This is a genomic window from Bacillus thuringiensis, assembly GCF_001182785.1.
GTDB lineage: Bacteria > Bacillota > Bacilli > Bacillales > Bacillaceae_G > Bacillus_A > Bacillus_A thuringiensis_S.
Window position 1 is genome coordinate 1550088 of the sequence record NZ_CP012099.1, and the last position, 25557, is coordinate 1575644.

Below are 25557 nucleotides of genomic sequence, written 5' to 3' on the forward strand. Positions count from 1 at the left end.
GTTGGAGGCTAAGGATGTTTACTGAGAAGAGATTACCATTTGAAGTAGGAAAACAAGATAATTTTTATGATAAGTTGAATGAGTGGATTGGAGATGTGTTTTACGACATCCTTCCGGAAAAAGGCTTTGAAGAGCGTGATGAACAAATTTTTATGGCGTTTCAGTTAGAACGCGCTTTCCAAGAAAAGAAAGTTATGTTCGCAGAAGCGGGTGTAGGAACAGGGAAAACAATTGTATATCTTCTATATGCAATTTGCTACGCGCGTTATACTGGAAAACCAGCAATTATCGCTTGTGCAGATGAAACGTTAATTGAGCAGCTTGTAAAAGAAGAAGGGGACATTGCTAAATTATCTGAAGCATTAGGTTTATCAGTTGATGTAAGACTTGCGAAATCAATGGATAATTATTTATGTTTACGAAAATTAGAAGATGTTATGAGTGGACGAGCTCCAGAAGTAATTGAAGACCTATATTATGAATTACCACAATTCGTATTCGATCATGGTACGATGCAAAACTTTACTCACTATGGTGATCGAAAAGAATTTCCACTTTTAAATGACGAAGAATGGTCAAGAGTAAACTGGGATTACTTCCAGGATTGCTTTACTTGCGATTCACGTCATCGCTGTGGTCAAACTCTTTCTCGTGAACATTATCGTAAAGCAGCAGATTTAATTATTTGTTCTCAAGATTTCTATATGGATCATATTTGGACGTACGATGCTCGTAAACGTGAAGGACAAATTCCGTTATTACCTGAAAGTAGCTGCGTTGTATTCGATGAAGGGCATCTTGTAGAGTATGCAGCTCAAAAAGCTTTAACGTACCGTTTAAAGCAAACGATGATGGAGCAACTTTTAACGAGATTGCTACAAAACGATATTCGTGAGGAGTTTGCACATTTAGTAGAAGAAACAATTTGGCAAACAGAGCGATTCTTTGATGTGTTACAAGAAAACAAAAAAGAAATTGCCGGTTCTGATCGTTTAGAAATTACTGTGACAGAAAAAGTAACAGCTGAAGCGAAACGACTTTATGCAAAAATCGGTGAAGTTGGAGATGCATTAGTATTCGAAAGTGAAATGCATACAGTAAACACGTATGATTTAAATATTGTTGATGAGCATTTAGATGTATTAGAACATTCACTTCGTCTGTTCATGCACGAGAAAAATGTAATTACTTGGGGTGAAGAAGGTGATGGTGCCTTCACGTTAGTGATTATGCCGCGTGCAGTTGAAGAAGTATTACAAGAGAAAGTGTTCTCGAAGAAAATACCGTATATTTTCTCTTCTGCGACATTATCGAACAATGATTCATTCGCGTTTACAGCTAATAGCCTAGGGGTAAAAGATTACTTATCATTCTCAGTTGCTTCACCGTTTGATTACGAAGAGCAAATGGCAGTAAACTTACTATCGCATACGAAAGAAAATGAATGGGAAAGAAAGTGTCAATATACACTTGAAAATATACAAAAAACAAATGGACGTACGCTTGTATTATTCCGTACAACGCAAGAGCTTGCAGCGTTCAAAGAGTATGTAAGTAAAGAGCAAATGTCGGTTCCGTTCTTATATGAGGGAGATCAGGAAATTAGCCAGCTCGTTTCTCGTTTCCAAAATGAAGAAGAGACTGTACTTTGTGCGGTTCATTTATGGGAAGGTTTAGATATTCCTGGTTCATCATTATCACACGTTATTATTTGGTCATTACCATTCCCTCCAAACGATCCTGTGTTTGAAGCGAAACGTAAGCACGTAAATGATCCATTCTGGGATGTAGATGTACCATATATGATTTTACGACTTCGTCAAGGGATTGGGCGTTTAATTCGTACAAGTGAAGATAAAGGTGCTATATCAATCTTCTTATCTGATTCAGAAGATGAGAAAGTAGTTGCAGCTGTGAAAAATGTACTGCCAGTAGAAGGTAAAGAATTATAAGGAGAAAGCTTGGCGCTTGCCAAGCTTTTTTTTATTATAAAAGGAATTTATGTTTCCGTGTCGAATTAAGTTTGAGGTAGAAAAAGGAGGCTTTTATACGATGACAGTTGCTACATATGAGGTAGAAAAACAATTTTTAACATACGTGAAGAAGATACAGAATTACGGAGAAGCATTAAGTTTAATGTTTTGGGATTTAAGAACAGGTGCACCAAAAAAAGGTGTAGATCAGCGTTCAGAAGTAATTGGTATGCTTTCGTCAGAAGTGTTTGCTATGTCGACTTCAGATGAGATGGGAAACTATTTAACAGAACTTGAAGCTTTAATACGTGAAGATAAACTTTCTGAAACGACAAAGAAAATGGTTGAAGAGTGTCGGAAAGAATATGATAGAAATAAAAAAATTCCACAAGCTGAATATGAGGCTTATGTGAAATTAGAAGCGAAAGCAGAGAGTGTGTGGGAAGAAGCTCGCGAAAAATCTGATTTCGAAATGTTCCGCCCGTACTTAGAAAAAATTGTTGAATTTAAAAAGAAATTTATTACATATTGGGGTTATGAAACATATAAATACAATACATTATTAGACATGTATGAGCCAGGTATTACAGTAGAAGTTTTAGATCACGTATTTGGTCAACTTCGTGAGCGCATCGTGCCGCTTGTAAAAGAAATCTCTGAGTCTAAAAAAGGATTAAAAACAAGTGCTTTATCGGAACAGTTTTCAAAAGAAAAACAAAAGAACTTTACATTAGAACTATTAAAGCAATTGAATTATGACTTTGAAGCAGGTCGTCTTGATGAAACAGTACATCCTTTCGAAATTACATTAAATAGAGGGGATGTTCGTATTACGACACGCTATGATGAAAAAGATTTCCGTATGGCTGTATTTGGAACAATTCATGAATGTGGTCATGCAGTATATGAACAAAACATTGCAGAACAATTTGAAGGTACACCACTTTGCAGTGGTACATCTATGGGTATTCACGAATCACAATCATTATTCTTTGAGAACTTTATCGGCCGTAATAAATCATTCTGGAAGAAAAATTATGATTTATTAAAAGAGTATAGCGATGGTCAATTTGATGATATTTCAGTCGATGAGTTTTATGATGCAATTAACGAATCGAAGCCGTCATTCATTCGTATAGAAGCAGATGAGCTTACATACCCGCTTCATGTTATGGTGCGTTATGAATTAGAGAAAGAATTATTTGATGGTACATTACAAGTGAAGGACTTACCAGCAGCTTGGAATGATAAGATGGAAGCATATTTAGGAATTCGTCCGGAAAATGATGCGCAAGGTGTATTGCAAGATGTTCACTGGGCAGGTGGCTCATTTGGATACTTCCCATCTTATGCGCTTGGTTACATGTATGCAGCGCAATTTAAGCAAAGAATGTTAAAAGATATTCCGAACTTTGATGCATTATTAGAAGAAGGAAACGTAACACCGATTCGTGAATGGTTAACAGAACATATTCACCAATATGGTAAAACGAAAAAGCCACTTGAAATTTTAAAAGATGTAACAGGTGAAGGCTTAAATGCAAACTACTTAGCCGATTATTTAGAAGCGAAATATAAAGAGATTTATGAGTTGTAAAAAAAAGAGCTGCTTAATTGCAGCTCTTTTTGTTAAAGGGGATGGGAGAATGGGTTATACATATACAGTAATGAAGCAAGAAGAAGCGGAGGAAATTGCGTATAACTGGCATTATGAAGGGAAATATTCTTTTTATGATATAGAGGCAGATGAAGAAGATTTAGAGGAATTTTTACATGGTGAGAGTAGAGGGAATCATACATTTTCTGTGAAGCAAAATGGCATTCTCATTGGTTTTTTTACTGTTTGCAAAATGAATGATGGAACGGTTGATATAGGACTTGGAATGAGACCTGATATAACTGGCAATGGATTTGGTTTACAGTTCGTAAATGCTGGACTAGCTTTTAGTGAAGAAAAATACGGATGCAATTATATAACACTATCAGTAGCGACATTTAATGAGAGAGCAATCAAAGTGTATAAAAGAGCAGGATTTGAGGCGGTTGGAACGTTTATACAGAAAACAAATGGTAGTTGTTTTGAGTTTTTGAAAATGAACTACATATGTAAACATGATTAAAAAACAGAGGGGTCTTCTGTTTTTTATTTTGATTTAGAAATATATGATACATATTTTTGTACTTGTTGTATGTAATAGAGGGTTTTGAAATTTTGGTAAAGGATGTGTATGATAGAAGTTTAGTAGCAAATAGCAGGTTTAGTAAGGAAAGGTAGAGGTAGTATGATTACAATTAAAACGAAAAATGAAATAGATTTGATGCATGAATCTGGAAAATTACTTGCTTCATGTCATAAAGAAATTGCGAAAATGATAAAGCCAGGTATAACGACACAAGAAATTAATACGTTTGTTGAAATGTATTTAAAAAAGCATGGTGCCACATCTGAACAGAAAGATTACAATGGGTATCCATATGCGATATGTGCATCTGTAAACGATGAAATGTGTCATGGGTTTCCGGCCGATGTTCCTTTAAATGAAGGAGATATTGTAACCGTTGACATGGTAGTAAACTTAAATGGTGGTCTTTCAGATTCTGCTTGGACGTATATAGTCGGAAATGTTTCTGATGAAGCAGAAAGGTTATTGTTAGTAGCTGAAAAAGCTTTATATAAAGGGATTGATCAGGCAGTAATCGGTAATCATGTAGGAGACATTGGCTATGCAATTGAAAGTTATGTAACAAATGAAGGTTTTTCTGTCGCAAGAGACTTTACGGGACATGGAATTGGTAAAGAGATTCATGAAGAACCAGCAATTTTTCATTTTGGGAAGCAAGGACAAGGGCCTCAGTTACAAGAAGGAATGGTGATTACGATTGAGCCGATTGTCAATGTAGGTATGCGATACTCGAAAGTAGATTTAAATGGATGGACTGCAAGAACGATGGACAGGAAATTATCAGCTCAATACGAGCATACAATTGCGATTACAAAAGATGGACCAGTCATTTTAACGAAGTTGTAATTGGGAATGAAAGAGTTTACAAAACTCGAACGAAAATAGTAGTTTTTAAAAATTCGTACGTGTTTTTTCGATAAATGCTTTTCAAAGTATAAAAAGTGCGTTATAATCCTTCTATAAAATAAATAGTTAGCTACACTCATATAATCGCGGGGATATGGCCTGCAAGTTTCTACCGAAGTACCGTAAATACTTTGACTATGAGTGAGGACGAATATAATTGCTTGTTTAGCATTCTTTTTTTGCGAAACTCCAAAAGCGCGTCTCTCACTTGTAACGAGTGGTGGCGGCTTTTGGAGTTTTTTTATTGCATAAGAGGGGGAACAAACATGAAAGTATTACAAGAAAAGATTTTGAATGAAGGAAAGGTTTTATCTGGTGATGTATTAAAGGTGGATGCATTTTTAAATCACCAAATTGATCCAGTACTTATGCAAGAAATCGGAAAAGAATTTGCTAAACGTTTTAAAGAAGAGAACATTACAAAAATCGTGACGATTGAATCTTCAGGCATTGCACCAGCTGTTATGGCTGCATTAGAGCTTGGTGTAAAAGTAATCTTTGCAAGAAAACGTAAATCGTTAACGTTACAAGATAATATGTACGTTGCAAACGTATATTCATTTACAAAACAAGAAACAAATGAAATTTCATTATCTCGAAATCATATCGATGAAAATGATCGCGTGCTAATCATCGATGACTTTTTAGCAAACGGTCAGGCTGCTTTAGGTTTAATGAGTTTGGTAGAGCAAGCAGGAGCAAGTATTGCAGGAATTGGAATTGTTATTGAAAAAGCATTTCAAGATGGAGGAAAGAAGCTTCGTGAACAAGGCGTTCGTGTTGAATCACTAGCAGAAATTGCATCACTTGATAACGGCACAGTTACATTTGTACAGCAAGAAACTGCGGAGGTGAAATAAACGATGAAGCAGCATCCATTTAAAATTGCATCGCTTGGTATGCAGCATATGCTTGCGATGTATGCTGGAGCAATTATCGTTCCGCTTATTGTGGGCGGTGGACTTGGTTTAAATCAAAAAGAGTTAACATATTTAGTCTCAATTGATTTATTAATGTGTGGCGTTGCGACAATTTTACAAGCATTATCAAATCGCTTTTTCGGTATTGGACTTCCCGTTGTACTTGGTTGTACATTTACAGCCGTTGGACCAATGATTGCGATTGGAAAACAATACGGTGTGTCTTCCATTTATGGAGCAATTATTGCTGCTGGATTGTTCGTTGTTATTTTTGCAAAGTTATTCGGGAAACTTGTAAAGCTTTTCCCACCTGTTGTAACAGGATCTGTTGTTACTGTAATTGGAGTTACACTTGTTCCAGCAGCAATTAATGATATGGCTGGAGGAGTAGGAAGTAAGGATTTCGGTAGTCTTGAAAATTTAGCATTAGCATTTGGTGTGTTACTATTTATCATCATTATGTATCGTTTCTTTGATGGATTTATTCGTTCAATCTCTATTTTACTAGGTCTATTGTTCGGTACAATCGTTGCAGCGTTTATGGGGAAAGTAAGCTTGCAAGCGGTTGGAGAGGCTGATTGGTTCCATGGTATTCAACCATTTTACTTCGGTACACCAACATTTGAATTAACACCAATTATTACGATGATTCTCGTTGCGTGCGTAGGGATTGTAGAAGCAACGGGTGTATACTTTGCATTATCTGATATTTGCAATAAAAAAATCGGTGAAAAAGAATTAACAAAAGGCTATCGCGCAGAAGGGCTAGCGATGGTGTTAGGTGGTATTTTCAACGCATTTCCATATACAACTTACTCTCAAAATGTAGGACTTGTTCAATTAACTGGAGTGAGAAATCGCGTTATTATTTATACTTGCGGTGGTATGTTAATCGTTCTTGGATTCATTCCTAAAATCGCAGCTATTACAACAATCATTCCAAAATCAGTACTTGGCGGGGCGATGTTAGCAATGTTTGGTATGGTTATGGCATATGGTATTAAAATGTTAAGTAGCGTTGATTTTGGTAAACAAGAAAACTTATTAATCGTTGCATGTTCTGTCGGAATCGGGCTTGGTGTTACAGTCGTTCCTACATTATTCTCACAACTTCCAGAAAGTATTCGTATTTTAACAGATAACGGAATTGTGCTGGGAAGTGCGTCAGCAGTACTTTTAAATATCGTATTTAATATGGTGCCGCAGCGTAAAGAGAAAGTAAAAGAAGAGCCGGTGTCTATGCAAAGTGCAGTAAGAGAAGCGTAAAAAGCAAGGTCTCGTTATGAGACCTTGCTTTTCTTTTTAAGGGGCATCATTTTTCTGTAAGTACCAAGACGCCAAATGTACTCAAGTGGCCCGTATTGGTAATGTGAAAGCCACCAGCGGCTAATAAAGATTTGTAACGTGTAGAAACTAATGCAGAATAGTGGTCCAACCCATAGTGGAGCAAGATAATCATTTTTAAACAATAGCCCGAATACAAGTAATGTAACAATTGTATGCGAGATGTAATTTGTTAATGCCATTCGTCCAACGTATTGGAATGGACGTAATAATGTTTGCCATTGTTCTTTTTGTAATAAACGCATGAGCGTGAAAATGTAGAATATGAATAATGTTTTGCCGCTAAAAATTGTAAAGGCCTGCATATAAATTGGTTCATAAGATGGTTTTGATAAGAAATAACGGACCATGAAGAACCACATTGGCAATGTTAAAATGAACATAATAATTTGCCATTTTTTAAGCTTTGGATCTAACTCTTTCGTACGGCGGAAAATATCCTTTTTACCGGCATATAAACCAAGTAAAAATAGCCCAACTGTTTCTGGTAGCATGAATACGTTTAGTCTAATTCCATCAGCATAAAATGCATGGAAACGATTTTGTATTTGTGACACCCAGTCTTCAAGTGGCATGATTGGTAAGGATAACCCAAGCTCCTCCTTTGGCATGAAGGCAATACCAATACTAGCAATTAGCATAAGAAACTGAAAAATACTTAATAAAACGATTGCCCATATTAAAATGGTACGAGGTTCTCTCTTATAAAATAAAAATAAGAAAAATCCAGCGATTGCATACGTATGTAAAATGTCTCCGTCCCATAGAAGAACGTAATGTAAGAAACCAAATAATAATAAAATAAGTAAGCGACGAACAAATAAAGTTTTTGGACGATCTGCTTTCGCTTCAGCACGAGTCATAAAAATATAAAATCCTAGGCCAAATAAAAACGAAAAGATAGTATAAAACTTTGTTTGTATAAACATATCGTAAAATAGACGGATATAGCTATCTAGCCCCTCATAAACTCCTGAAAGATCACGTGAGTCAACCCCGGCGACAACAGGCCAATTTACAAGAAAAATACCTAGTACAGCTATTCCTCTAATAATATCGATGGAATGTATCCTCTCGCCTTGTGAAATGTTTTGTGTCATTATTTTCCTCCTTGTTAAGTAATTCCCTTTTATTATACAAAATGTAAGATGGAGGGGATAGGGGATATTTCCATTTTTTTAAACTGTTAAGTTATGTAGGATGAGATATAATAAGAGTGCACAACAAGTTTTAACCTTTTTCAAAACAGGCAGTAAAGCTCCTTCTTATAAGGAGCTTTCTTTATGGAAAGTGTTGATAATGATTCTCTTTAATGATAAAATGTATTCAAAAGTGATAATCATTATCAAAAAAAGGTTGGTGCATGAGTATGGTATATGCATTAGTAGCAGGTACAGTTGCTGTATATGCAGTTATTGCAAAGTATGTTTTAAATGGAGTAGGAACAGCAAAATGAGTGATATGACATAAAATCCCTTTCATTTGTAAAAAGAATGAAAGGGATTTTTTATTTTTAATGAGAATATGCTGAAAATTTAGTATGATAGTAAAGTGAAACTGTAATCAATGGGTAGGTGTAACTCTCACTGGTTATGAGCTCGCAATTAGCGGGGAAAAGTATATACATCTTGGATAAAGGGGAACAAGGGGATGACAAACATAGTACAGACAAACGGTATGAAAAAACTTGTTTGTTTTTATGAAGAGTGGCAAAAACACGGCGATGCAGAGAATAGCTTAAAGTTGTTTGAAGTAATTCAAAAATATAAACGAGAGCAGCTTATGATAGCGTTCTGCGGTCACTTCTCAGCAGGGAAATCAACGATGATGAATCATCTATATAAAGCGCAGTTGTTACCAACAAGTCCAATTCCGACAAGCGCTAACGTCGTTAAAATTGAAAAGGGATTTGATCGTGTTGTTGTTACGATTAAATCTGGAGAACAGTACGAATATGACGGTGCATATTCAGCAGAAGAATTAAAGCAAATTTGTAAAGATGGCGATGAGGTAATTGGTGTTCATATTTATCGGAATGATGCACCAATTCCTGAGGGTGTTATGTTAGTTGATACACCAGGGATTGACTCAACAGATGATGCCCATCAACTAGCGACAGAATCAACGCTACATCTAGCAGACGTAATTTTTTATATGATGGATTATAATCACGTCCAATCGGAAGTGAATTTGCAATTTGTTAAAGAATTGAAACAACGTAATAAAACGGTTTATCTCGTTATAAATCAAATAGATAAACATAAAGAAAATGAATTATCATTTGAGGATTATAAAGATAGTGTGAAACAATCGTTCTCTAACTGGGATATTGAAGTAGATGGAGTTTATTATACGTCATTACGAATGATGAACCATCCACATAATGAAATTGGAAGTTTAGAAACATTAATTACTTCTATTATGAAAGAAAAAGAGCAGTATGTAAGAGAGGGAATGGAGCGAGAAACAGAACATTTAATGGGAGAACATTTCTCGTTTATTGTTTCTGAAAATGAAAAAGCTCTTTTGACATATGAGGAAGAGTTAGCATCACCGCTTTCGATTTCAGAAATAGTTGAAAAGAAAGAAGAGCTAACGGAAACTAAACATCGCGAGGCTAGTAAAGAATCTCATGTGAGAAACGAATTTATAAAAGGTTTACAAGCTATATTAGATAACGCGTATTTAATGCCATTTGAAATGAGAGAATTGGCAAATGCATATTTAGAAACGAAATTAACAAAGTTTAAAGTTGGTTTGCTATTTGCGAAAGGAAAGACGGAGCAAGAAAAACAAAGACGTGTAGAGGCGTTTTATTCTGCCCTTCAAAAGACTGTTGAAACGCAACTTGATTTTCATGTGAAAGAATTTATTGTAGCCTTCTTAAAAGAAGAGGGATTGTTCACGGAGGAAATTGGGAAAGACATATATGCTTTAGAAATTGCTTTTGGACCAGAAATGTTAGCTGAAGTCATTAAACAAGGTGCAGGTTTCACAGGTGATTACTTACTTCTTTATACAGCGGATGTAGCGAATGAACTGAAGAAACGTTATTTTACAAAAGCACAGCAAATTTTTGATAAAAGTGCAGTCGTTTTAAAGCAAAAAGTGAAGGAAGCAGTTGCTCGTATGGAAGAAGAGATTGAAAAATATACGATGTTGCAAACGGCAAAAGAGACGGAATTACAATACAGTAACAATTTAGAGACATATGAAAGTTATTTACAAAATGTTTGGCACGAGCGTGTTGCTACACCAGAAGGATTGCAAATAGAGGAGATATTGCAACGTGAAAAACAAATTGTTAGTGAGAAATTCACACTACAAGAGCAGGAAATGGTAAATGATAACGTAGCGGCTCATGAAGAAGAGATAAAAGGAACGGCAGCTTTAAATATTCAGCGTATATTAGAGAAAGTGAAGAAAGCTGAAATGATATTAGAGCCATTGCCAGCGCTGAAACATGTACAGCAAGAGGTGATAGAAAAAAGGCGTCGTGTGGAAACGAAACAATTTACAGTAGCGTTATTCGGAGCTTTTAGTGCTGGGAAATCATCATTTGCCAATGCCTTACTTGGTGAGAAGGTACTTCCTGTATCACCAAATCCGACGACGGCAACGATTAATCAAATTTTGCCGGTTACAGAGGAAAAACCACACGGAACAGTAATGGTTCAATTCAAATCAAAGCAAGCTCTATTAGAAGATATGAAAGCTGTTTATAAGCTGTTTCATTATGAGATTACTACGTTAGATGAGGCGTTAGCACAAATTGATAAAGTTATGAAATATCCTTCACCGACTGGGAAGCAAAAAACAACATTTAGCTTCTTACGAGCGGTACAAAAAGGGTATGATGCAGTTTCTACTTATTTAGGAGAACAAGTACAAGTCACATTAGAAGAGTTCTCTGATTATGTAGCGAATGAAGAAAAATCATGCTTCGTTGAGTATATGGAGCTTTATTATGATTGTGCTTTAACAAGGCAGGGAGTAGCGCTTGTAGACACACCTGGGGCGGATTCTATTAATGCTCGCCATACGGATGTTGCATTCCAGTATATTAAAAACGCAGATGCTATTTTATTTGTAACATATTATAACCATGTATTCTCTCGTGCTGATCGTGAATTTTTAATTCAGCTTGGTCGTGTAAAGGATACTTTTGCCCTTGATAAAATGTTCTTCTTAATTAATGCGGCGGATTTAGCAGAGTCTGAAGAAGAACTTGAAATGGTAAAAGGTTATATCGCAGATCAGCTACTGCAATACGGTATTAGAAATCCGCGTTTATTTGCAATTTCAAGTTTATGTGCGCTTGAAGAGAAACAAGGAAAGAATGTTGAAAAAGAGAAGTATGGTATTTTACAAAACTCTGGAATTACTAAGTTTGAGGAATCATTTACGTCCTTTATGATGAGAGATTTAATGCTTGTTTCTGTGCATGCTCTATACGGTGCGTTGCAAGGGGCAGATCAGCTTTTAGTAAACATGATAAATGGTGCAAAGCAGGGGAATGAAGAGAAAGAGAAGCAAACGAAAAAATATGAAGCAGAGCGCGGTCAACTACTTCATATCATTTCATCATATAGTGTACTTGCTGAAGAACAGGCGATGCAAAATGAAGTGAAAGAGTTGCTTTATTACGTGCAACAGCGTCTATTCCTACGCTATAACGATGTGTTTACTGAATTTATTAATCCGGCGTCACTTCGAACGGATGGAAATGTGAAAACACAATTGCAACAGTGTGTTATGGAATTGGTAGCATTTATTCAGCATGATTTATTACAAGAAATGCGTGCGACATCATTACGTCTTGAAAAATGGATAGACGAAGCGATGAAGCGTGCAAAGGACGAAATTGTAGTGAACTGTAAAGTAGAAAATCAATCAATTTCTATGAATGGAACAGTGGAGTATGAATATAAAGATATTACACATAAAGAACCGTTCCCTTCAGTTGAAATAAAAGATTTCAAAAAAGCACTGGCACATTTTAAAAATGAGAAAAGCTTTTTTGAAAAGAATGACAAAGCTTTTATGCAAGAAGACGCTAAATCTGTATTAGAACCGCTCGTATCAAACTATGTAGCCGATGAAAAAGATTTATTTGTTCATCATTATAAGCAAGAATGGGATATGAAGTGGAACTTATTCCAAAAAGTGATGCAACAAGATGTGATGAACTATTATGAAAGTATATTGTTTGCATTGGCTGAAACGATCGATGTATCTCTATATGAACAAAGTAAAGAACAATTGCAAAAGCAGTTAGTAGAGATTGAAAAAGAAATTTATGTTATATAGTCGTTATGAGAAAAAGATTCGTTCAATTTTCTTTTGCAGTACAGTATCTAAAGATTTGACAAATCCAGCAAATTCATCGGTAGAAATCATATGAGTAAGAACGAGTCGTCTGCCATCTGGTGTTTCACCGCATAAGACGAATGAAGAAAATTCATATGTTTTGTTTTCTACTACTAATTTTGGGTAGGAATACGTGTCGCTTTTCTTCTTCTTTCCATCAATAGAGATGACGTTGCATTTTTTCTCATTGTTGTCCATGGTGAATCCCTCCTTTCTATTATTTATGGTAGACAAGGAGGGTTTAGAACAATAGAGATGGGGGGATTTTTTATGTCTTTTGTAATAGAACGTATTTTAAAAGAGGCTATACCGAAGTCTTTATTGCTACTTGCTGATCCAAGTGAACGGCAAATAGCTACATATGTACAAAGAGGGTTAACATACGTAGCAAAGCAAGGGGACAGCGTCATCGGTGTGTATGTTCTTTTGGAAACAAGGCCGAAGACGATGGAAATCATGAATATTGCGGTTGTAGAACATATGCAAGGAAAAGGTATTGGAAAGAAGCTATTAAAGCATGCTGTAGAAACAGCTAAGGAATATGGTATGTCCAAAATTGAAATTGGTACAGGTAATTCTAGTGTTTCACAACTTGCTTTATATCAAAAATGTGGATTTCGTATTTTTTCTATTGATTTTGATTACTTTTCAAAGCATTATGAAGAAGAGATTATTGAAAATGGGATTGTATGTCGTGATATGATTCGGCTTGCAATGGAATTGAATTAGAACGTATAACTTATTTAGGGGGAAGAGAAGATGGAAGTACATAAAGCAATTACAGCACATTCTCGTAAACAAAATGAAAGTGTAAAAGCATGTTTACAATTAGATGCGCAGCGTGAAGCAGCTATTGAAGCAGCCGTATCTCTTGCGTCAAATGGGAAAGAATTTTCGGTGGATGTCATTAATGTTGTAACAAAGCAAATTAATGATCTTGCAAAAAATGGTGTTACCTTGCAGCGTAAATATGTTACAGAAGAAATGGTTATGGAGTATGTAAGTCGTTTACAAGAGAAAGAAGGTCGTTAAAGATGATAGTTACAGTCGAATGGTTACGTGAGCATATAGAAGATGAGAACGTCCGTGTAATCGATTGTCGTTTTGATTTAGCGAAGCCTAATTGGGGTAGAGAAAAGTATAAAGAAGAACATATTCCTCATGCGTTATATTTTGATTTGAATTTAGATTTATCAAGTCCTATAGCAGAACATGGTGGCCGCCATCCGTTGCCAAGCATTGAAGAGTTTGCGGACAAGCTTTCGGAGGTTGGTATTGATGAACATACGACAGTAATTGCGTACGACAGTCAAGCTGGTGCAAATGCTGCTCGTTTATGGTGGTTATGTAACTATGTAGGACATGAGAAAGTATATATATTAGATGGTGGTTTCCCGGTTTGGAAAGAGAATGGACTACCGACAACAACGGAAATTCCTGTTGTTATACGAAAAACATTCAAAACAAACATACAAGATCATATGCTTGTATCGATGGAAACAGTAAGAGAGAATATCCAGGCAGGTGCAGATGTTACGTTAATTGATTCAAGAGAGCCAAAACGTTATGCTGGTGTAGAGGAACTTGTCGATCATAAAGCAGGACATATTCCGACAGCAGTAAATTATTTTTGGAAGGATGGAATGTTGCAATCAGGACAATTTCAGAATGAAGCTGAGCAACAAGAACGATTCCAAAACCTGTCGAAAGATAAGGAAACCATTGTATATTGTGGTTCTGGTGTTACGGCATGTCCAAATATCGTTGCATTAAAATTGGCTGGATTCCAAAATGTTAAATTGTATGCAGGTAGCTGGAGTGATTGGATTTCTTATCCAGAAAATCAAATTGCAAAAGAAGAAGATTAATCACTTGCATGCAAAAATAATTTGTATTAAAATAAGGTCACAAGCAAGAGATTGCTCGAAAAACTTTGTATTTTACACATTAGAAACAATGTGATAATATAACGACAAGTAAATAATACATCCTGCGGTGTGCGTAACTTATTTATGTCTAAAACCGATGTTAGTTATACGGAAGCTCAATATTTAGCGACCATCATCAAGCCTTCCTTGTGGAGGAAGATGTACGGTAACTGTGAGGGCATCCACCTGCGAGTAGCGGGTTTTTGGACATTTACGAGGAGCGGCACGTGCGGGGGTCTTATTTCAACTAACCTTATATAAAATTCCTACGGTGTACGTAGCTTATGCATGTCTTAAACCAATAAGTTTAATATGGAAGTTCAATATTTAAATGTAGCTAACATGCCATCTTTTTAAGAAGGAAGTTACAAACATTTGTGAGAGCATCCACCTGTGAGAGCAGGTTTATGGACATCTAGAGAGAACGGCATATGTGGGGCTATATAAAAACCTTACGTTTTATACGTAAGGTTTTTTTGTTGCATAGATATATCAATATTATCTTGATTCACCTGTGAAGTTTCCGTAATAAATGTAGCACTTTCTGTCTTCATCAATCTCTCTTGAATCCAAGGAGAATTCCATAGACATGCCGTCTCGCTGAATATATATAATATCTGAATGAAGAGATGGTAAAATTTCTTCGTAGTTCCATACATCTTGACTATCTACTATGTTTGAACTCGTTTCACTTAGTTCTCTAATTTCAAAACCGATGTAGGAGTATGTAGGGTCTGAAGGGTCATTTGCGAAAACTTCTTTTTGAATATAAATAACTACTGTTCCGTCTGGATCAACCGAAGTTGCAGTAACAACATAAGTATTTTTCTCTTTAATAAAATATTCACAAGTCATGCGTGCGATAATTTCAGAATTAGAAATATTTGCGTAGTTCCATAAAGCAGGATACCCTTTTGTTTCATCATTAAGTCGATATTCTAAGCGCATTTAATCCCTCTTCTTCCTTTTTCTTCTACTTTATCATGCCGTCTTATATAATAGAAATATAATTTAAAAAGGGGAGTGCGAAGGTGACAAAAACGAAATGGCTAGTAGGTGGTGTCGTAACATCTTTAATGACTGGCACTTTATTTGGCTGCGCACAAGATCTTCCCCCAAAACCGAATGATAATAGTTGTTCTGATTGGGATTGGGATGATGAACTTGGGGTATGGCAGTGTGATGATAGTAGTTCAGGTTATCGTGGGCATTATTTCTATGGTGGGCGATACTATCAAAATAAGTCCACCTTTAAAAATTCATCGGCGTTTAAATCGTATCAATCGTCTGCTGAATTTAAAGGTGGAATTGGAAGCGGTTCAAAGGGAGGATTTGGGGGCTAAAATATGTCGCAATACATAAGAAATCGAAAAGAGTTTTATTTGAAATATCCGAATTTTTGGTCGGATTTATATGAATGTGAGTATAGTTTGTTTCATGTTTTTTCTATAACAAATCAGACTTTGGAACAATTGCAATTAGCTACTGAACGAATGGGGAAAATATTTTTTAAGACTGCTAGACTTTTACGTAATTTAAGTGACGAACAGCTTCTTGAGCTTGGTTTTCCTCCTGCGAGCTTATCATTCATTAGAATGAAAGAATTATATCCTGAATCTGTTATTTCACGATTTGATTTCGTTATAACGGACGATAACCAAATTAAAATGCTTGAGTTTAATAGTGATACACCAACTTTTATTATGGAATGCTTTCAAATGAATGGAAAAGTTTGTGAAAACCTAGGATATGATGATCCAAACTCGGATCAAGAACGATTACTATCTTCTGGTGTTACGAAAGCCGTAATGGAAGCGACAAAGGGATTAGACAATCCAAATGTTGTTTTTACAGCACATCATGAACATATTGAGGATTGGAATACGACTAAGTATTTGAGTCAGTTATGCCATGTTGAAAATAAAGTAGTGCCAATGTCAGAACTTAGAATTACGAAAGATGCTCTAGTCGATAAAGATGGGGCGAAGATTGATGTTTTATATCGCCAAACATATCCGATAGAAGATTTAATTGAGGATCAAGATCCTGAAACAGGAGATTTGGTAGGTGTGGAACTGTTACAACTTGTAAAAGCCGGAAAGCTTTTTATAATAAATCCTTTGTCAGCATTTTTACTTCAGCCAAAATCAATTCAGTGTCTTATTTGGGGGTTAGCAGAAGAAGAGGCCTTTTATACAAATGAGGAACAACAGTGGATTAAAGAATATATGTTACCTACATATTTAGAACCAGATTTATTTTTAGGAAAAGGTTCTTTCGTTCAAAAACCTTCATTTGGGAGAGAAGGAGATACAATTACGATTCGCGATAAAGACGAAAATATTATGCTTCAAAATGCACACCAAACGTATAAAGCGTCACTGCCGATATTTCAAAAGTATATAGAACTTCCAGTCGTATCCTTGGAAACAGAAAAAGGGATGGAGAAACTGTCGTATGTGTTTGGTTCGTTTTTAATTGCTGGAAAAGCGAGTAGTATCGGTATTCGCGCGGGAGAAAAGATTACAGGAAATGAATCGTACTATTTACCGGTAGGTATAAAAAGGAGGGGGAAAAAATGATTAATTTTTTATTATATCTAGCAGTAACACTCGGACTTTTATGTATTGGTCTGTTCTTGATGGAAGTGACAACGAAAGTTAAGGAATTTAAGTTAATGGCTCAAGGGAATAAGGCGGTAAGCTATGTGCTTGGAGGACGATTACTTGGGTTAGCTATTGTTTTATATTCGACAGCAGCTAATTCAATTTCACTTCTTGATATGATTTCGTGGGGAGCAGTTGGGATTTTGGCTCAAATTATCGTCTTTTATTTAGCTGAGTGGCTTACACCACGCTTTAATATAAACAAAAGTCTCGAAGAAGATAATCAAGCAGTCGGTCTTTTTCTTATGTTTTTATCGCTTTCAATTGGGATTGTAATCGCTGGTTGTATAACTTATTAAAAACTTTACGTTTAAACGTAAAGTTTTTTATTTTATCCCGCTATTTGCCGGGCAGCCCGATTGGTGAGGGCTAATAATCAGTGGGGGATGAACAAAACCCCCACTGATTAAAGTTTCACTTTATATACGTTAGTTTGCCATACCTTTTGAAAAAATTGTAGGCTACTGTTGACATCTAATTTAAATAAGAGTAACATTTTCAATGTAATGAAAATAAGTCTCTGTTAGGTGAGGCTCCTGTATAGAGAAATGCTACTGCCCAAAAATGTCGAGAGACGCCAATGGGTCAACAGGAATGATCGAATTAAGGTTTTTCTTAACGTAGCTGGTAATGTACCTATGCTATACAGTGCTAAAACTCGGCGAGGGAGAGGTCCGTAGATTTCTAATTATATTAGAAATCGTTTATTTGTGTATGTAATGGCCACTACTCTCTTAAGGGTAGGGGTCTTTTTTGTTACCAAGCTATGAGTAATATCATAGTATAAAATATAAAATTAAACGAGGAGGTGAGGAGCATGTCAAATTCTGACTCGGTTCCGTTACCCATATACTTCAAATCAAAAATATATGATGTAGGCAGGAAACGATTTGTTCCTCCCTCTATATTTATCACAATGTAGCGTTTATAAAGCGCTAGACACTTTCACAGCAAAGTGGATAAATTGAGAAACAAAGCGTTTCTTCCTATGTTGTAAAGGAGGAGACGATAATATGTTATATGCAAACAAAACTGTGGGTAACACGTCATATAAACTAAATAAAAAATCAATAAAAGAACAAACAATGCTCCAAAAAAATAAAGATTTATTAATTGAAATTGCAACAAGAGATGTAAAATCTGTATTTGCATATTTTAAAACAACAAGAGACGGACTATCAATGAAAGAGGCGCAAAAACGTATTCAAGTATATGGCCGAAACGAACTAACTTCAAAAAGAGCAATTCTTGCAGAAGTAATGATGAAGCTTGGTGGCATGATTCCAGGTTTTTCAAAACAACGTGTGTGTGATGAATTACAACGTGAAACGATTACTGTATCTAGAGTAGAATGTTCTAGTAGTACAGGGCTAAATAGTGAACTGAAAATGATGGAGATACCAGTGCAAGAACTTGTACCTGGAGATATGATTTTTCTTTCGGCTGGAGATGCTGTGCCAGCTGATGTACGTATTATTTATGCAGATGATTTATTAGTGAATGAGTCTGTGTTAACGGGAAACGAAGCGAGTATAGAGAAGTTTGAAAGCTGCTATCACCTTGAACGTAAACGATTTATTCCATTAAAACGGATGAAAGATTATAATCCACTTGAGCTTGAAAATGTATGTTTTAAAGGTTCGCATATTGTTAGTGGAAATGCAAAGGCTGTCGTTGTTTCTACTGGGAAAAATACGTATTCAGGCATATTGCATACTTGTTGTAGTAGGATGTCTTAATGTGTTAATGGTGCTAAATATACAAAAACCATGTATAATAGACAAAGTTGAGCAAAAACGTAGAATGGTAATCTATTTATATAACCTTACGTGATAACGTGAGGTTATTATTTTTTTAATAGGAGAGGAATTATGAAAAAAGTATTATTAGTTGATGGTATGGCACTATTATTTCGTGCTTTTTACGCAACAAGTGTCTACGGACAATTTATGAAACGACAAGATGGAACCCCTACGAACGGGATTCATGGTTATATGAAACACTTGTTAACAGCTACGCAAGCGATCGAACCAACACATATCGTTACATGCTGGGATATGGGAAGTACGACATTTAGAACAGAATCGTTCTCGAATTATAAAGCAAATCGTGCAGCGCCACCAGAAGAATTAATTCCTCAATTTGATTTAGTGCAAGAAATGACTGCGAAATTATCCATTCCAGTTATCGGTATGAAAGGCTACGAAGCCGATGATTGTATCGGTACGCTTGCAAAACAATATTGCAATGAAGCTGAAGTTTATATTTTAACTGGTGATACAGATTTACTTCAACTTGTTGATAAGAACGTTACAGTTATGCTTCTGCGTAAAGGAATTGGAAATTACGAATATTACACACCGGAGAAAATCATGGAAGAAAAAGGTGTAGAGCCGTGGCAAATCGTCCATGCAAAAGCTTTCATGGGAGATACAAGTGATAATTATCCAGGTGTAAAAGGTATCGGTGAAAAAACAGCGTATAAGCTTATTCAAGAGCACGGAACAGTATCCGCTGTACTAGAAAATGTAGAATCATTAACAAAAGCGCAGCGTACGAAGATTGAAAGTGATTTAGAGAACTTAAATATTTCGTTGCAATTAGCACAAATTCACTGTGAAGTTCCAATTTCATGTTCACTAGAAGAGGGATTACACACAATGGATGAAGAAAAACTTAGATTTGTTTGTGAAGAAATGAATTGGGGAAGACCTGAAATATTAATAAATATGCTATAAATAGTTTGGAAAGAGGGATGTTGCATAAGTCGAAATTTGACTTGGTGACTCCTTCTTTTTGTTTTTGTAAACAGTATTATAGTAAATAAAATTATGTCGAACTCAATTTTAAATATATAAATGTTTTGACAAGATATAATGATAAAAGTTGATGGGAATAGTAATTTTTATAATGAAGTGAATTAATTTCAACATAGTTTTAGAGAGTCTTTCTTTCGTGTTCACAAAGTTGTCAGAAAATAAACGGAATTTTCATATGAAGTTCAAATAGAATTCACAACAATCAATTATTATAAGGACACACAGATAATTCTTTATCTTTTATATAAACCATCCCCCAAGGAGGACAATGAAAATGAGAAAAAAAGTGAGAAAATCTTTTAAACAATTATTAATTGAAAATAAACAATCACTATTAAATAATAAAGAAAATATGAAAGAAATTGAAGAGAGAATTGAGAAACGACATGTAGCATATAGTGGTGCCAGTAATTAAATAAAATAAAAAAGATAGCCTATGTAGGCTATCTTTTTTATTTTATATTGAAAAAACGCTATTCATCTCTTTAATTTATGTAAATATGCAAGATATTTTTATAGTGTTTTTCTATCAATATTACTCATTTTTCGAGGTTGAAATTGGTATATACCAATTTTTGAGATTCGCTATTCATAATATTACAAAAAATGTTACAATACACTCAAATTTATACTATAAAATCATTTTAATATGAAAAATTGGAATGAAAAGAAAGGAGAGGAATATGAATAAAGATGTCGCTTTGAAATGATTATTATCATTTCATTAGGAGTTGATGTAAAAAGATGAAGAGATACGAAGAATTGGATTCTATAAGAGGGATTTCTTCATTAATAGTAATGATCGGTCATCATTTAATGATTTTTTCAGCATTTCAAAATTACAGTTATGAAGATAATAAACCATTTGTTGTGTATCTATTAAAAGAAACGCCTGCTCGTCTTATTTTTAGTAGTGGTAACGAATCTGTTATTATCTTTTTTGTTTTGAGCGGATTTGTTTTGTATGAATCTATTCAAAAAACCTATAGTAGCTACGGGTCATACCTTTTAAAACGTATATGCAGAATATATATTCCCTATATTGTGGCAATAATTATAGCTATTATATGCCAGGCTACAATTAGTGAATATGGTATTTCTTATTTAAGTGAATGGTTTAATCGCTCATGGACGATTGAAAGTTCTCCAAGCTTAATAGCGCAACATATTTTATTGGTTGGGAAATATAATACAGATGCATATAACGGTGTGATTTGGTCACTTGTCCATGAAATGCGAATATCAATAATTTTTCCGTTAATTTTGATGATTTGTTTACGAAAAACGTTAAGGCGTTCATTACTATTATTGTTTAGTTTTAGTATATGTTCTGTCGTAATATTATTTTTGTTTCGCTCGGGCTTAACATTAACAAGCTATGCGTTAACGTTGCATTACACGGTGCTGTTTTTACTAGGAGCACTAGTTGCGAAGTATAAAAATAATTTAATAGTTTTTTATAGTAATTGTACTAAAAACACGAAAATTGCATGGTTTTTATTTGCGATTTTACTTTTTATGTATGAAGGACTGATTGGAGAAATTAAAGTGCTCAATAATTTTATATTTCGAGACTACGTAGTGGCGATAAGTGCATGTCTATTTGTTATATTAAGCTTGTCAATATCAACTTTGTCGTCCTTGCTACGTAATAAATACTTGTTATATTTGGGGAAGATTTCTTACAGTCTTTATTTATATCATATTATATCGTTATTTTCCCTTGTATACATGCTCCATGAAATATTACCGTTGCCTATTATTTTAATTTTCTCGCTTATTTTTTCGTTTATATTTGCAATGCTTTCGTATATATATGTAGAAAAATTTGCATTCAGAGTCGGAAAGTATGTAACAAAACAAGTGGATAGAAAGGAGAAAGGGTTATCTGTAAAGAGTGACTTGCAGGATGTTATTCAGAAAAGGGCGGTGAAATAATTGAAGCAAGAAATGAGTATAAAAGATTTTCAACAATTATTGAAAAGAAGATTCGTAACGATTATTTTAACGATGTGTTGTTTAACCGCTTCTTTAGTTCTTATCTCTATGTATGTTTTAAAGCCGTCATATCAATATTCAACGCAAATTCTTGTTGGGAATTTAGATGAGTTTAATAAGGAAAATTCAACAAATAAAACACAAGAAAATAAGCAACTAGTAACATCGTATGTCGATATTTTAAAAAGCCCATTAATTATTTCAACAGTCAAAAAAACTTTGAAATTAGAGCAATCAAGTTATGAATTAGCACAAAAAATCTCGGTGGTGAATACGGACAACTCACAAATTGTAACTGTTACAGTAAAAGATTCCAATCCGAAAGTCGTGAAAGACATTGTAAAGACATTGGCAGAGCAATCACAAAAAAGCTTTCAACAGTACACAAATGTACAAGGAGTGAAAGTATTGACTGATCCTGAGTTACAGGAACAGGCTGAAAAATTGTTTCCGAAATTTCAACTGATTATTCCTATTTCTTTAATTGTTAGTTTTTTTGTTGGGATAGGTTTAGCTGTATTTCGAGATTATTTTGATGAACGTATATACGTGGAACAGGATTTAGAGAAAATAACAACAGTCTCTGTTATTGGTCACATAAATATGAAACCGAATAGAAAAAAGAAACCTACAGAGTTTGATAAACAATCATCTATATATCGAGGTGAACATGTCGATGTTTAGGACAAAGAAACAGCTGCCATTCGATTTGCATGATGATCTGATGAAAGAGCAGTTTTATACGGTGTATCACGAGTTGAAAAAATCTGGAAAACAACTGTTCACAGTTAGTTCAACGAAGGACAGAGGGGTTGTTGCCTCGCTTATAGTAAATATGGGTCTAGTGTTTGCGGAAATGAAGAAAAAGGTATTACTTATTGATGTGAATTTTTCTGACCCTAAACTACATGTATTATTACAAAGTGATCACATGATAACAGTAAATGATATCATAAGCTCTTCCCCCTGTAATTATGAATCTTTTTCTAGTAATTTGTCTAAATACTTATATTGTATTCCTGCAAAAAAAACAGTACACACAGGGACGCCCTTAGTTGCTATGGATGAATTTGATAATGCGATTGCTAAGTGGAAAGAAGATTTTGATTACATTTTCTTTTATTCTTCTGAAGTATTTGAGCTTCCTGCTACGCACATTATTGCAGGGAAATGCGATGGAGTGGTCTTAGCAGTTAAAAAGCGAAAAGATTCACTACGTACAGTGCAAAAAGTAATAGCTGATATAAATAGGAAAGAATGTGAATTAATAGGTATAATTTTATATTCTTGAATGTGGGGGTAACGATCCATGATTCGTGAAACAAATCAAGCCAAGTTGTATACGATTCCGGCTCAAGAGAAGCCTAGCATATTGAATCGAAGTGTAAAACGCTTGTTTGATATTATATTTTCACTCATATTGTTACTATTAACGATACCAATTATGTTGTTCTTTTGTATTATGATTACTTTAGAAACATCAGGGGCTCCAATTTACTTTCAAGAACGTTTAGGTATAAACGGGAAGAAGTTTAATGTATTTAAATTAAGGTCGATGGTAAAGGATGCTGAGATAAATGGCCCACAATGGGCAAAAGAACATGATCCAAGAATTACAAAAGTTGGATTGTTTATAAGGAAAACGAGAATTGATGAATTACCGCAACTTTTAAATATTTTAAGAGGAGATATGTCTTTTGTAGGCCCTAGACCAGAAAGAGAGTTTTTTTATAATGAATTTGATACGTATATTCCAGAATTTAAGGATCGTTTAATGGTAAAACCAGGATTAACAGGATGGGCACAAATAAATGGAGGATATAATCTTGATCCAAAGGAAAAGTTGAGGCTGGATATGGAGTATATTGAAATGAAAACGATTCGGATGGACATCCGTATTTTATGTAAGACCGTTTTAATTGTATTGAACGGTAATGGTGCAAGATAAATTTATATGCAAACAAACAACATATGTAAGTAGGTTACTTGCAAAGGAGAACTGGTATGGGTAGATCTATTCTAAATAATATTATCCATCTATTTTATAGTACGATTTTAGCTAACCTTCTTCAGGCTGTCAGTTTAATTATTTTAGCAAACTTTTTTAACGCACAACATTATGGGATGTTTAGTGTTGCCATAGCAGTGACGTTTGTTATGTTATTTTTTACAGACTTAGGACTTAGTAATACGTTTCTTCGAGAAGGGGCAAAGGATGGGGCAGATTTAGAGAAGATTTTATCATCGTATATAAAAATAAGGATGATTTTACTTATTTTTATTTCTATCATCGGTTATATTGCTATTCATTATATGTATGCGGATAAAAATTTAATTTATATGATGATAAACGTAATGTTTTTCATGTTAATAGGATTAACTTGGCAAAACATAGGGATTGTCTATTTTCAACTGACGGAACGTATGAAGTATATAGCGCTCATAAAAGTTGTATCAGCATCAGTTGTCATTATAATTACATGTTTTTGTATTTTCGGAGAGTTACCGGTGTATGTAACGGCTCGCTTATATGCTTTTGGGTATATGATGGGTGGTTTATTCAGTATATATACCATGAGAAGAAAGACGAAAATGAATATGAATATGAAAGTCGTAATTCATAAAGCGTTATTTTGGCAATTAACTCCCTTTATTATTAGCGGTTTTTTAATAATGAGTACGCCACAATTAGCGCCTATCTTGCTTAACTATACATTACCATTAAGTATGGTAGGTGTTTTTGCAGTGGCGTACCGGATGCCGGCAGCTTTATATCAAGTACCAGGGGTGATTGCAGGTGCATTTTTTCCAGTGCTCTTTAAGCATTATAACCAGAATAATATAGAAGAGCATACGAAATTAAATTTACTTCAAATTAAATCAATGGCGATTGTAGGAATATCTATGACGATCGGTTTATATCATTTAGCACCATACTTTATTTCTATATTTTTTCATGAAGAATGGAGCAATGCAGTAGAACCACTCCAAATATTATCATTTCTTATTGTGCTACAAAGTTTAAATATTGCCATTGCTGACGGTTTAACGACGAGTGGATGTCAAAATAAGAGGACTGTTGTGCAGTGTGTAGCATTGGTGATAGGTGGGGTTATGCTTTATAGCTTTAGTAGTATTGGTGGAGTGATAGGAGCGGCATATGCTATGGTTTTATTTGAAATCGTCGCTTTAGTGGGATACATAGCGGTAAGTGTAGTGAAGAAAAAAATTGTATTCCAAATTGTAATACCGTATACAATTTATTTTGGTGTAACCTTTATTGGAGTGCAATATATATTGCATACATATCATTTAATTGCGCTTGTTCTTAATATACTAATCGTAGTAGCTGCCATATTCCTATATGATTATGAGCTGAAAAAACTTCTTCTTTCTTTTATAAGAAAAATACGCAAAAAGGATTATATTACGAAACAGGGGATATAGCCT

Annotated in this window: 24 protein-coding genes, 2 other RNA genes and 2 riboswitches; of the genes, 23 read left to right on the top strand and 3 right to left on the bottom strand. The window is 34.8% G+C overall.

Translation table 11 applies throughout. The features are described 5' to 3' along the window. Positions 1-14 precede the first annotated feature (14 nt). From AC241_RS08230 to pbuX, 6 genes are all read left to right on the top strand, one after another. Entirely contained in the window at positions 15-1952 is a 1938-nt protein-coding gene (locus AC241_RS08230) for an ATP-dependent DNA helicase (protein WP_016082235.1), read from the top strand. 100 nt (positions 1953-2052) lie between these two features. After that, entirely contained in the window at positions 2053-3570 is a 1518-nt protein-coding gene (ypwA, locus tag AC241_RS08235) for a carboxypeptidase (RefSeq protein WP_050843107.1), read from the top strand. 49 nt (positions 3571-3619) lie between these two features. Then, the gene (locus AC241_RS08240; protein WP_050843110.1) at positions 3620-4093 is read left to right on the top strand and encodes a GNAT family N-acetyltransferase; all 474 of its coding nucleotides are present in this window, start codon (positions 3620-3622) and stop codon (positions 4091-4093) included. A gap of 162 nt (positions 4094-4255) precedes the next feature. Beyond that, on the top strand, positions 4256-5002 hold the full coding sequence (locus tag AC241_RS08245; RefSeq protein WP_016082232.1) for a type I methionyl aminopeptidase: 747 nt from the start codon (positions 4256-4258) through the stop codon (positions 5000-5002). A gap of 116 nt (positions 5003-5118) precedes the next feature. Beyond that, positions 5119-5220: riboswitch (purine riboswitch) on the top strand. 108 nt (positions 5221-5328) lie between these two features. Beyond that, positions 5329-5922 carry a xanthine phosphoribosyltransferase gene (locus AC241_RS08250; RefSeq protein WP_000866483.1) on the top strand — a complete coding sequence of 198 codons (594 nt, stop codon included), beginning with the start codon at positions 5329-5331 and terminating at the stop codon, positions 5920-5922. A 3-nt stretch (positions 5923-5925) separates the two neighbouring features. Then, positions 5926-7248, top strand: coding sequence for a xanthine permease PbuX (pbuX, locus tag AC241_RS08255; protein WP_048565233.1), 1323 nt, complete (start codon positions 5926-5928; stop codon positions 7246-7248). Between the two features lie 14 nt (positions 7249-7262). On the opposite strand, the gene AC241_RS08260 is transcribed toward pbuX, so the two are convergent. Beyond that, positions 7263-8426: a DUF418 domain-containing protein gene (locus AC241_RS08260; protein WP_050843112.1), complete on the bottom strand. Its 1164-nt coding sequence runs from the start codon at positions 8424-8426 to the stop codon at positions 7263-7265. Positions 8427-8976: 550 nt separating this feature from the next. On the opposite strand from AC241_RS08260, the gene AC241_RS08265 reads away from it, so the two are divergent. After that, a complete protein-coding gene (locus tag AC241_RS08265; protein ID WP_050843114.1) occupies positions 8977-12636 on the top strand; it encodes a dynamin family protein in 3660 nt (1219 codons plus the stop codon). Between the two features lie 3 nt (positions 12637-12639). On the opposite strand, the gene AC241_RS08270 is transcribed toward AC241_RS08265, so the two are convergent. Further along, complete coding sequence (locus AC241_RS08270) at positions 12640-12894, bottom strand: DUF3931 domain-containing protein (RefSeq protein ID WP_000369740.1); 255 nt, start codon at positions 12892-12894, stop codon at positions 12640-12642. A 72-nt stretch (positions 12895-12966) separates the two neighbouring features. Here AC241_RS08270 and AC241_RS08275 point away from each other — a divergent pair, with 72 nt between their 5' ends. The 5 genes from AC241_RS08275 to ssrS (AC241_RS32745) all read left to right on the top strand — a co-directional run bounded on the left by AC241_RS08275 (position 12967) and on the right by ssrS (AC241_RS32745) (position 15068). Further along, positions 12967-13425 (top strand): GNAT family N-acetyltransferase, encoded by a 459-nt coding sequence (locus AC241_RS08275; RefSeq protein WP_016082228.1) that lies wholly within the window; start codon positions 12967-12969, stop codon positions 13423-13425. A 30-nt stretch (positions 13426-13455) separates the two neighbouring features. Next, on the top strand, positions 13456-13728 hold the full coding sequence (locus AC241_RS08280) for a YpbS family protein (RefSeq protein WP_000451820.1): 273 nt from the start codon (positions 13456-13458) through the stop codon (positions 13726-13728). 2 nt (positions 13729-13730) lie between these two features. Beyond that, the gene (locus AC241_RS08285) at positions 13731-14564 is read left to right on the top strand and encodes a sulfurtransferase (RefSeq protein ID WP_029441874.1); all 834 of its coding nucleotides are present in this window, start codon (positions 13731-13733) and stop codon (positions 14562-14564) included. 116 nt (positions 14565-14680) lie between these two features. Beyond that, positions 14681-14863, top strand: a non-coding RNA gene (gene ssrS, locus AC241_RS32740) — 6S RNA. Between the two features lie 21 nt (positions 14864-14884). Next, positions 14885-15068, top strand: a non-coding RNA gene (gene ssrS / locus AC241_RS32745) — 6S RNA. Between the two features lie 54 nt (positions 15069-15122). Here ssrS (AC241_RS32745) and AC241_RS08290 read toward each other — a convergent pair. Further along, positions 15123-15572, bottom strand: coding sequence for a hypothetical protein (locus AC241_RS08290; protein ID WP_025688552.1), 450 nt, complete (start codon positions 15570-15572; stop codon positions 15123-15125). Positions 15573-15655: 83 nt separating this feature from the next. Between AC241_RS08290 and AC241_RS08295 the strand changes: the two genes are divergently transcribed. From AC241_RS08295 to AC241_RS08345, 11 genes are all read left to right on the top strand, one after another. Beyond that, positions 15656-15967: a hypothetical protein gene (locus tag AC241_RS08295; protein ID WP_000169030.1), complete on the top strand. Its 312-nt coding sequence runs from the start codon at positions 15656-15658 to the stop codon at positions 15965-15967. Between the two features lie 3 nt (positions 15968-15970). Then, entirely contained in the window at positions 15971-17206 is a 1236-nt protein-coding gene (locus AC241_RS08300; RefSeq protein WP_043935520.1) for a glutathionylspermidine synthase family protein, read from the top strand. After that, complete coding sequence (locus AC241_RS08305) at positions 17203-17589, top strand: DUF350 domain-containing protein (protein WP_000606857.1); 387 nt, start codon at positions 17203-17205, stop codon at positions 17587-17589. The genes AC241_RS08300 and AC241_RS08305 overlap by 4 nt, the downstream gene beginning before the upstream one ends. A gap of 213 nt (positions 17590-17802) precedes the next feature. After that, positions 17803-17968, top strand: a riboswitch (M-box (ykoK) riboswitch). A gap of 335 nt (positions 17969-18303) precedes the next feature. Further along, on the top strand, positions 18304-19029 hold the full coding sequence (locus AC241_RS08310) for a P-type ATPase actuator domain-containing protein (RefSeq protein WP_029441876.1): 726 nt from the start codon (positions 18304-18306) through the stop codon (positions 19027-19029). Positions 19030-19161: 132 nt separating this feature from the next. Then, complete coding sequence (locus tag AC241_RS08315) at positions 19162-20028, top strand: 5'-3' exonuclease (RefSeq protein ID WP_000757072.1); 867 nt, start codon at positions 19162-19164, stop codon at positions 20026-20028. A gap of 355 nt (positions 20029-20383) precedes the next feature. After that, the gene (locus AC241_RS08320; RefSeq protein WP_001228048.1) at positions 20384-20524 is read left to right on the top strand and encodes an FbpB family small basic protein; all 141 of its coding nucleotides are present in this window, start codon (positions 20384-20386) and stop codon (positions 20522-20524) included. A 329-nt stretch (positions 20525-20853) separates the two neighbouring features. Then, the gene (locus AC241_RS08325; protein ID WP_016082223.1) at positions 20854-22047 is read left to right on the top strand and encodes an acyltransferase family protein; all 1194 of its coding nucleotides are present in this window, start codon (positions 20854-20856) and stop codon (positions 22045-22047) included. Further along, positions 22048-22791 carry a YveK family protein gene (locus AC241_RS08330; RefSeq protein WP_016082222.1) on the top strand — a complete coding sequence of 248 codons (744 nt, stop codon included), beginning with the start codon at positions 22048-22050 and terminating at the stop codon, positions 22789-22791. Then, positions 22778-23398 (top strand): CpsD/CapB family tyrosine-protein kinase, encoded by a 621-nt coding sequence (locus tag AC241_RS08335; protein ID WP_016082221.1) that lies wholly within the window; start codon positions 22778-22780, stop codon positions 23396-23398. Before AC241_RS08330 ends, AC241_RS08335 begins: the two co-directional genes overlap by 14 nt. An 18-nt stretch (positions 23399-23416) precedes the next feature. Next, complete coding sequence (locus AC241_RS08340; RefSeq protein ID WP_016082220.1) at positions 23417-24055, top strand: sugar transferase; 639 nt, start codon at positions 23417-23419, stop codon at positions 24053-24055. Positions 24056-24111: 56 nt separating this feature from the next. Continuing rightward, on the top strand, positions 24112-25554 hold the full coding sequence (locus AC241_RS08345) for an oligosaccharide flippase family protein (protein WP_050843116.1): 1443 nt from the start codon (positions 24112-24114) through the stop codon (positions 25552-25554). The last annotated feature ends 3 nt before the right edge of the window (positions 25555-25557 follow it).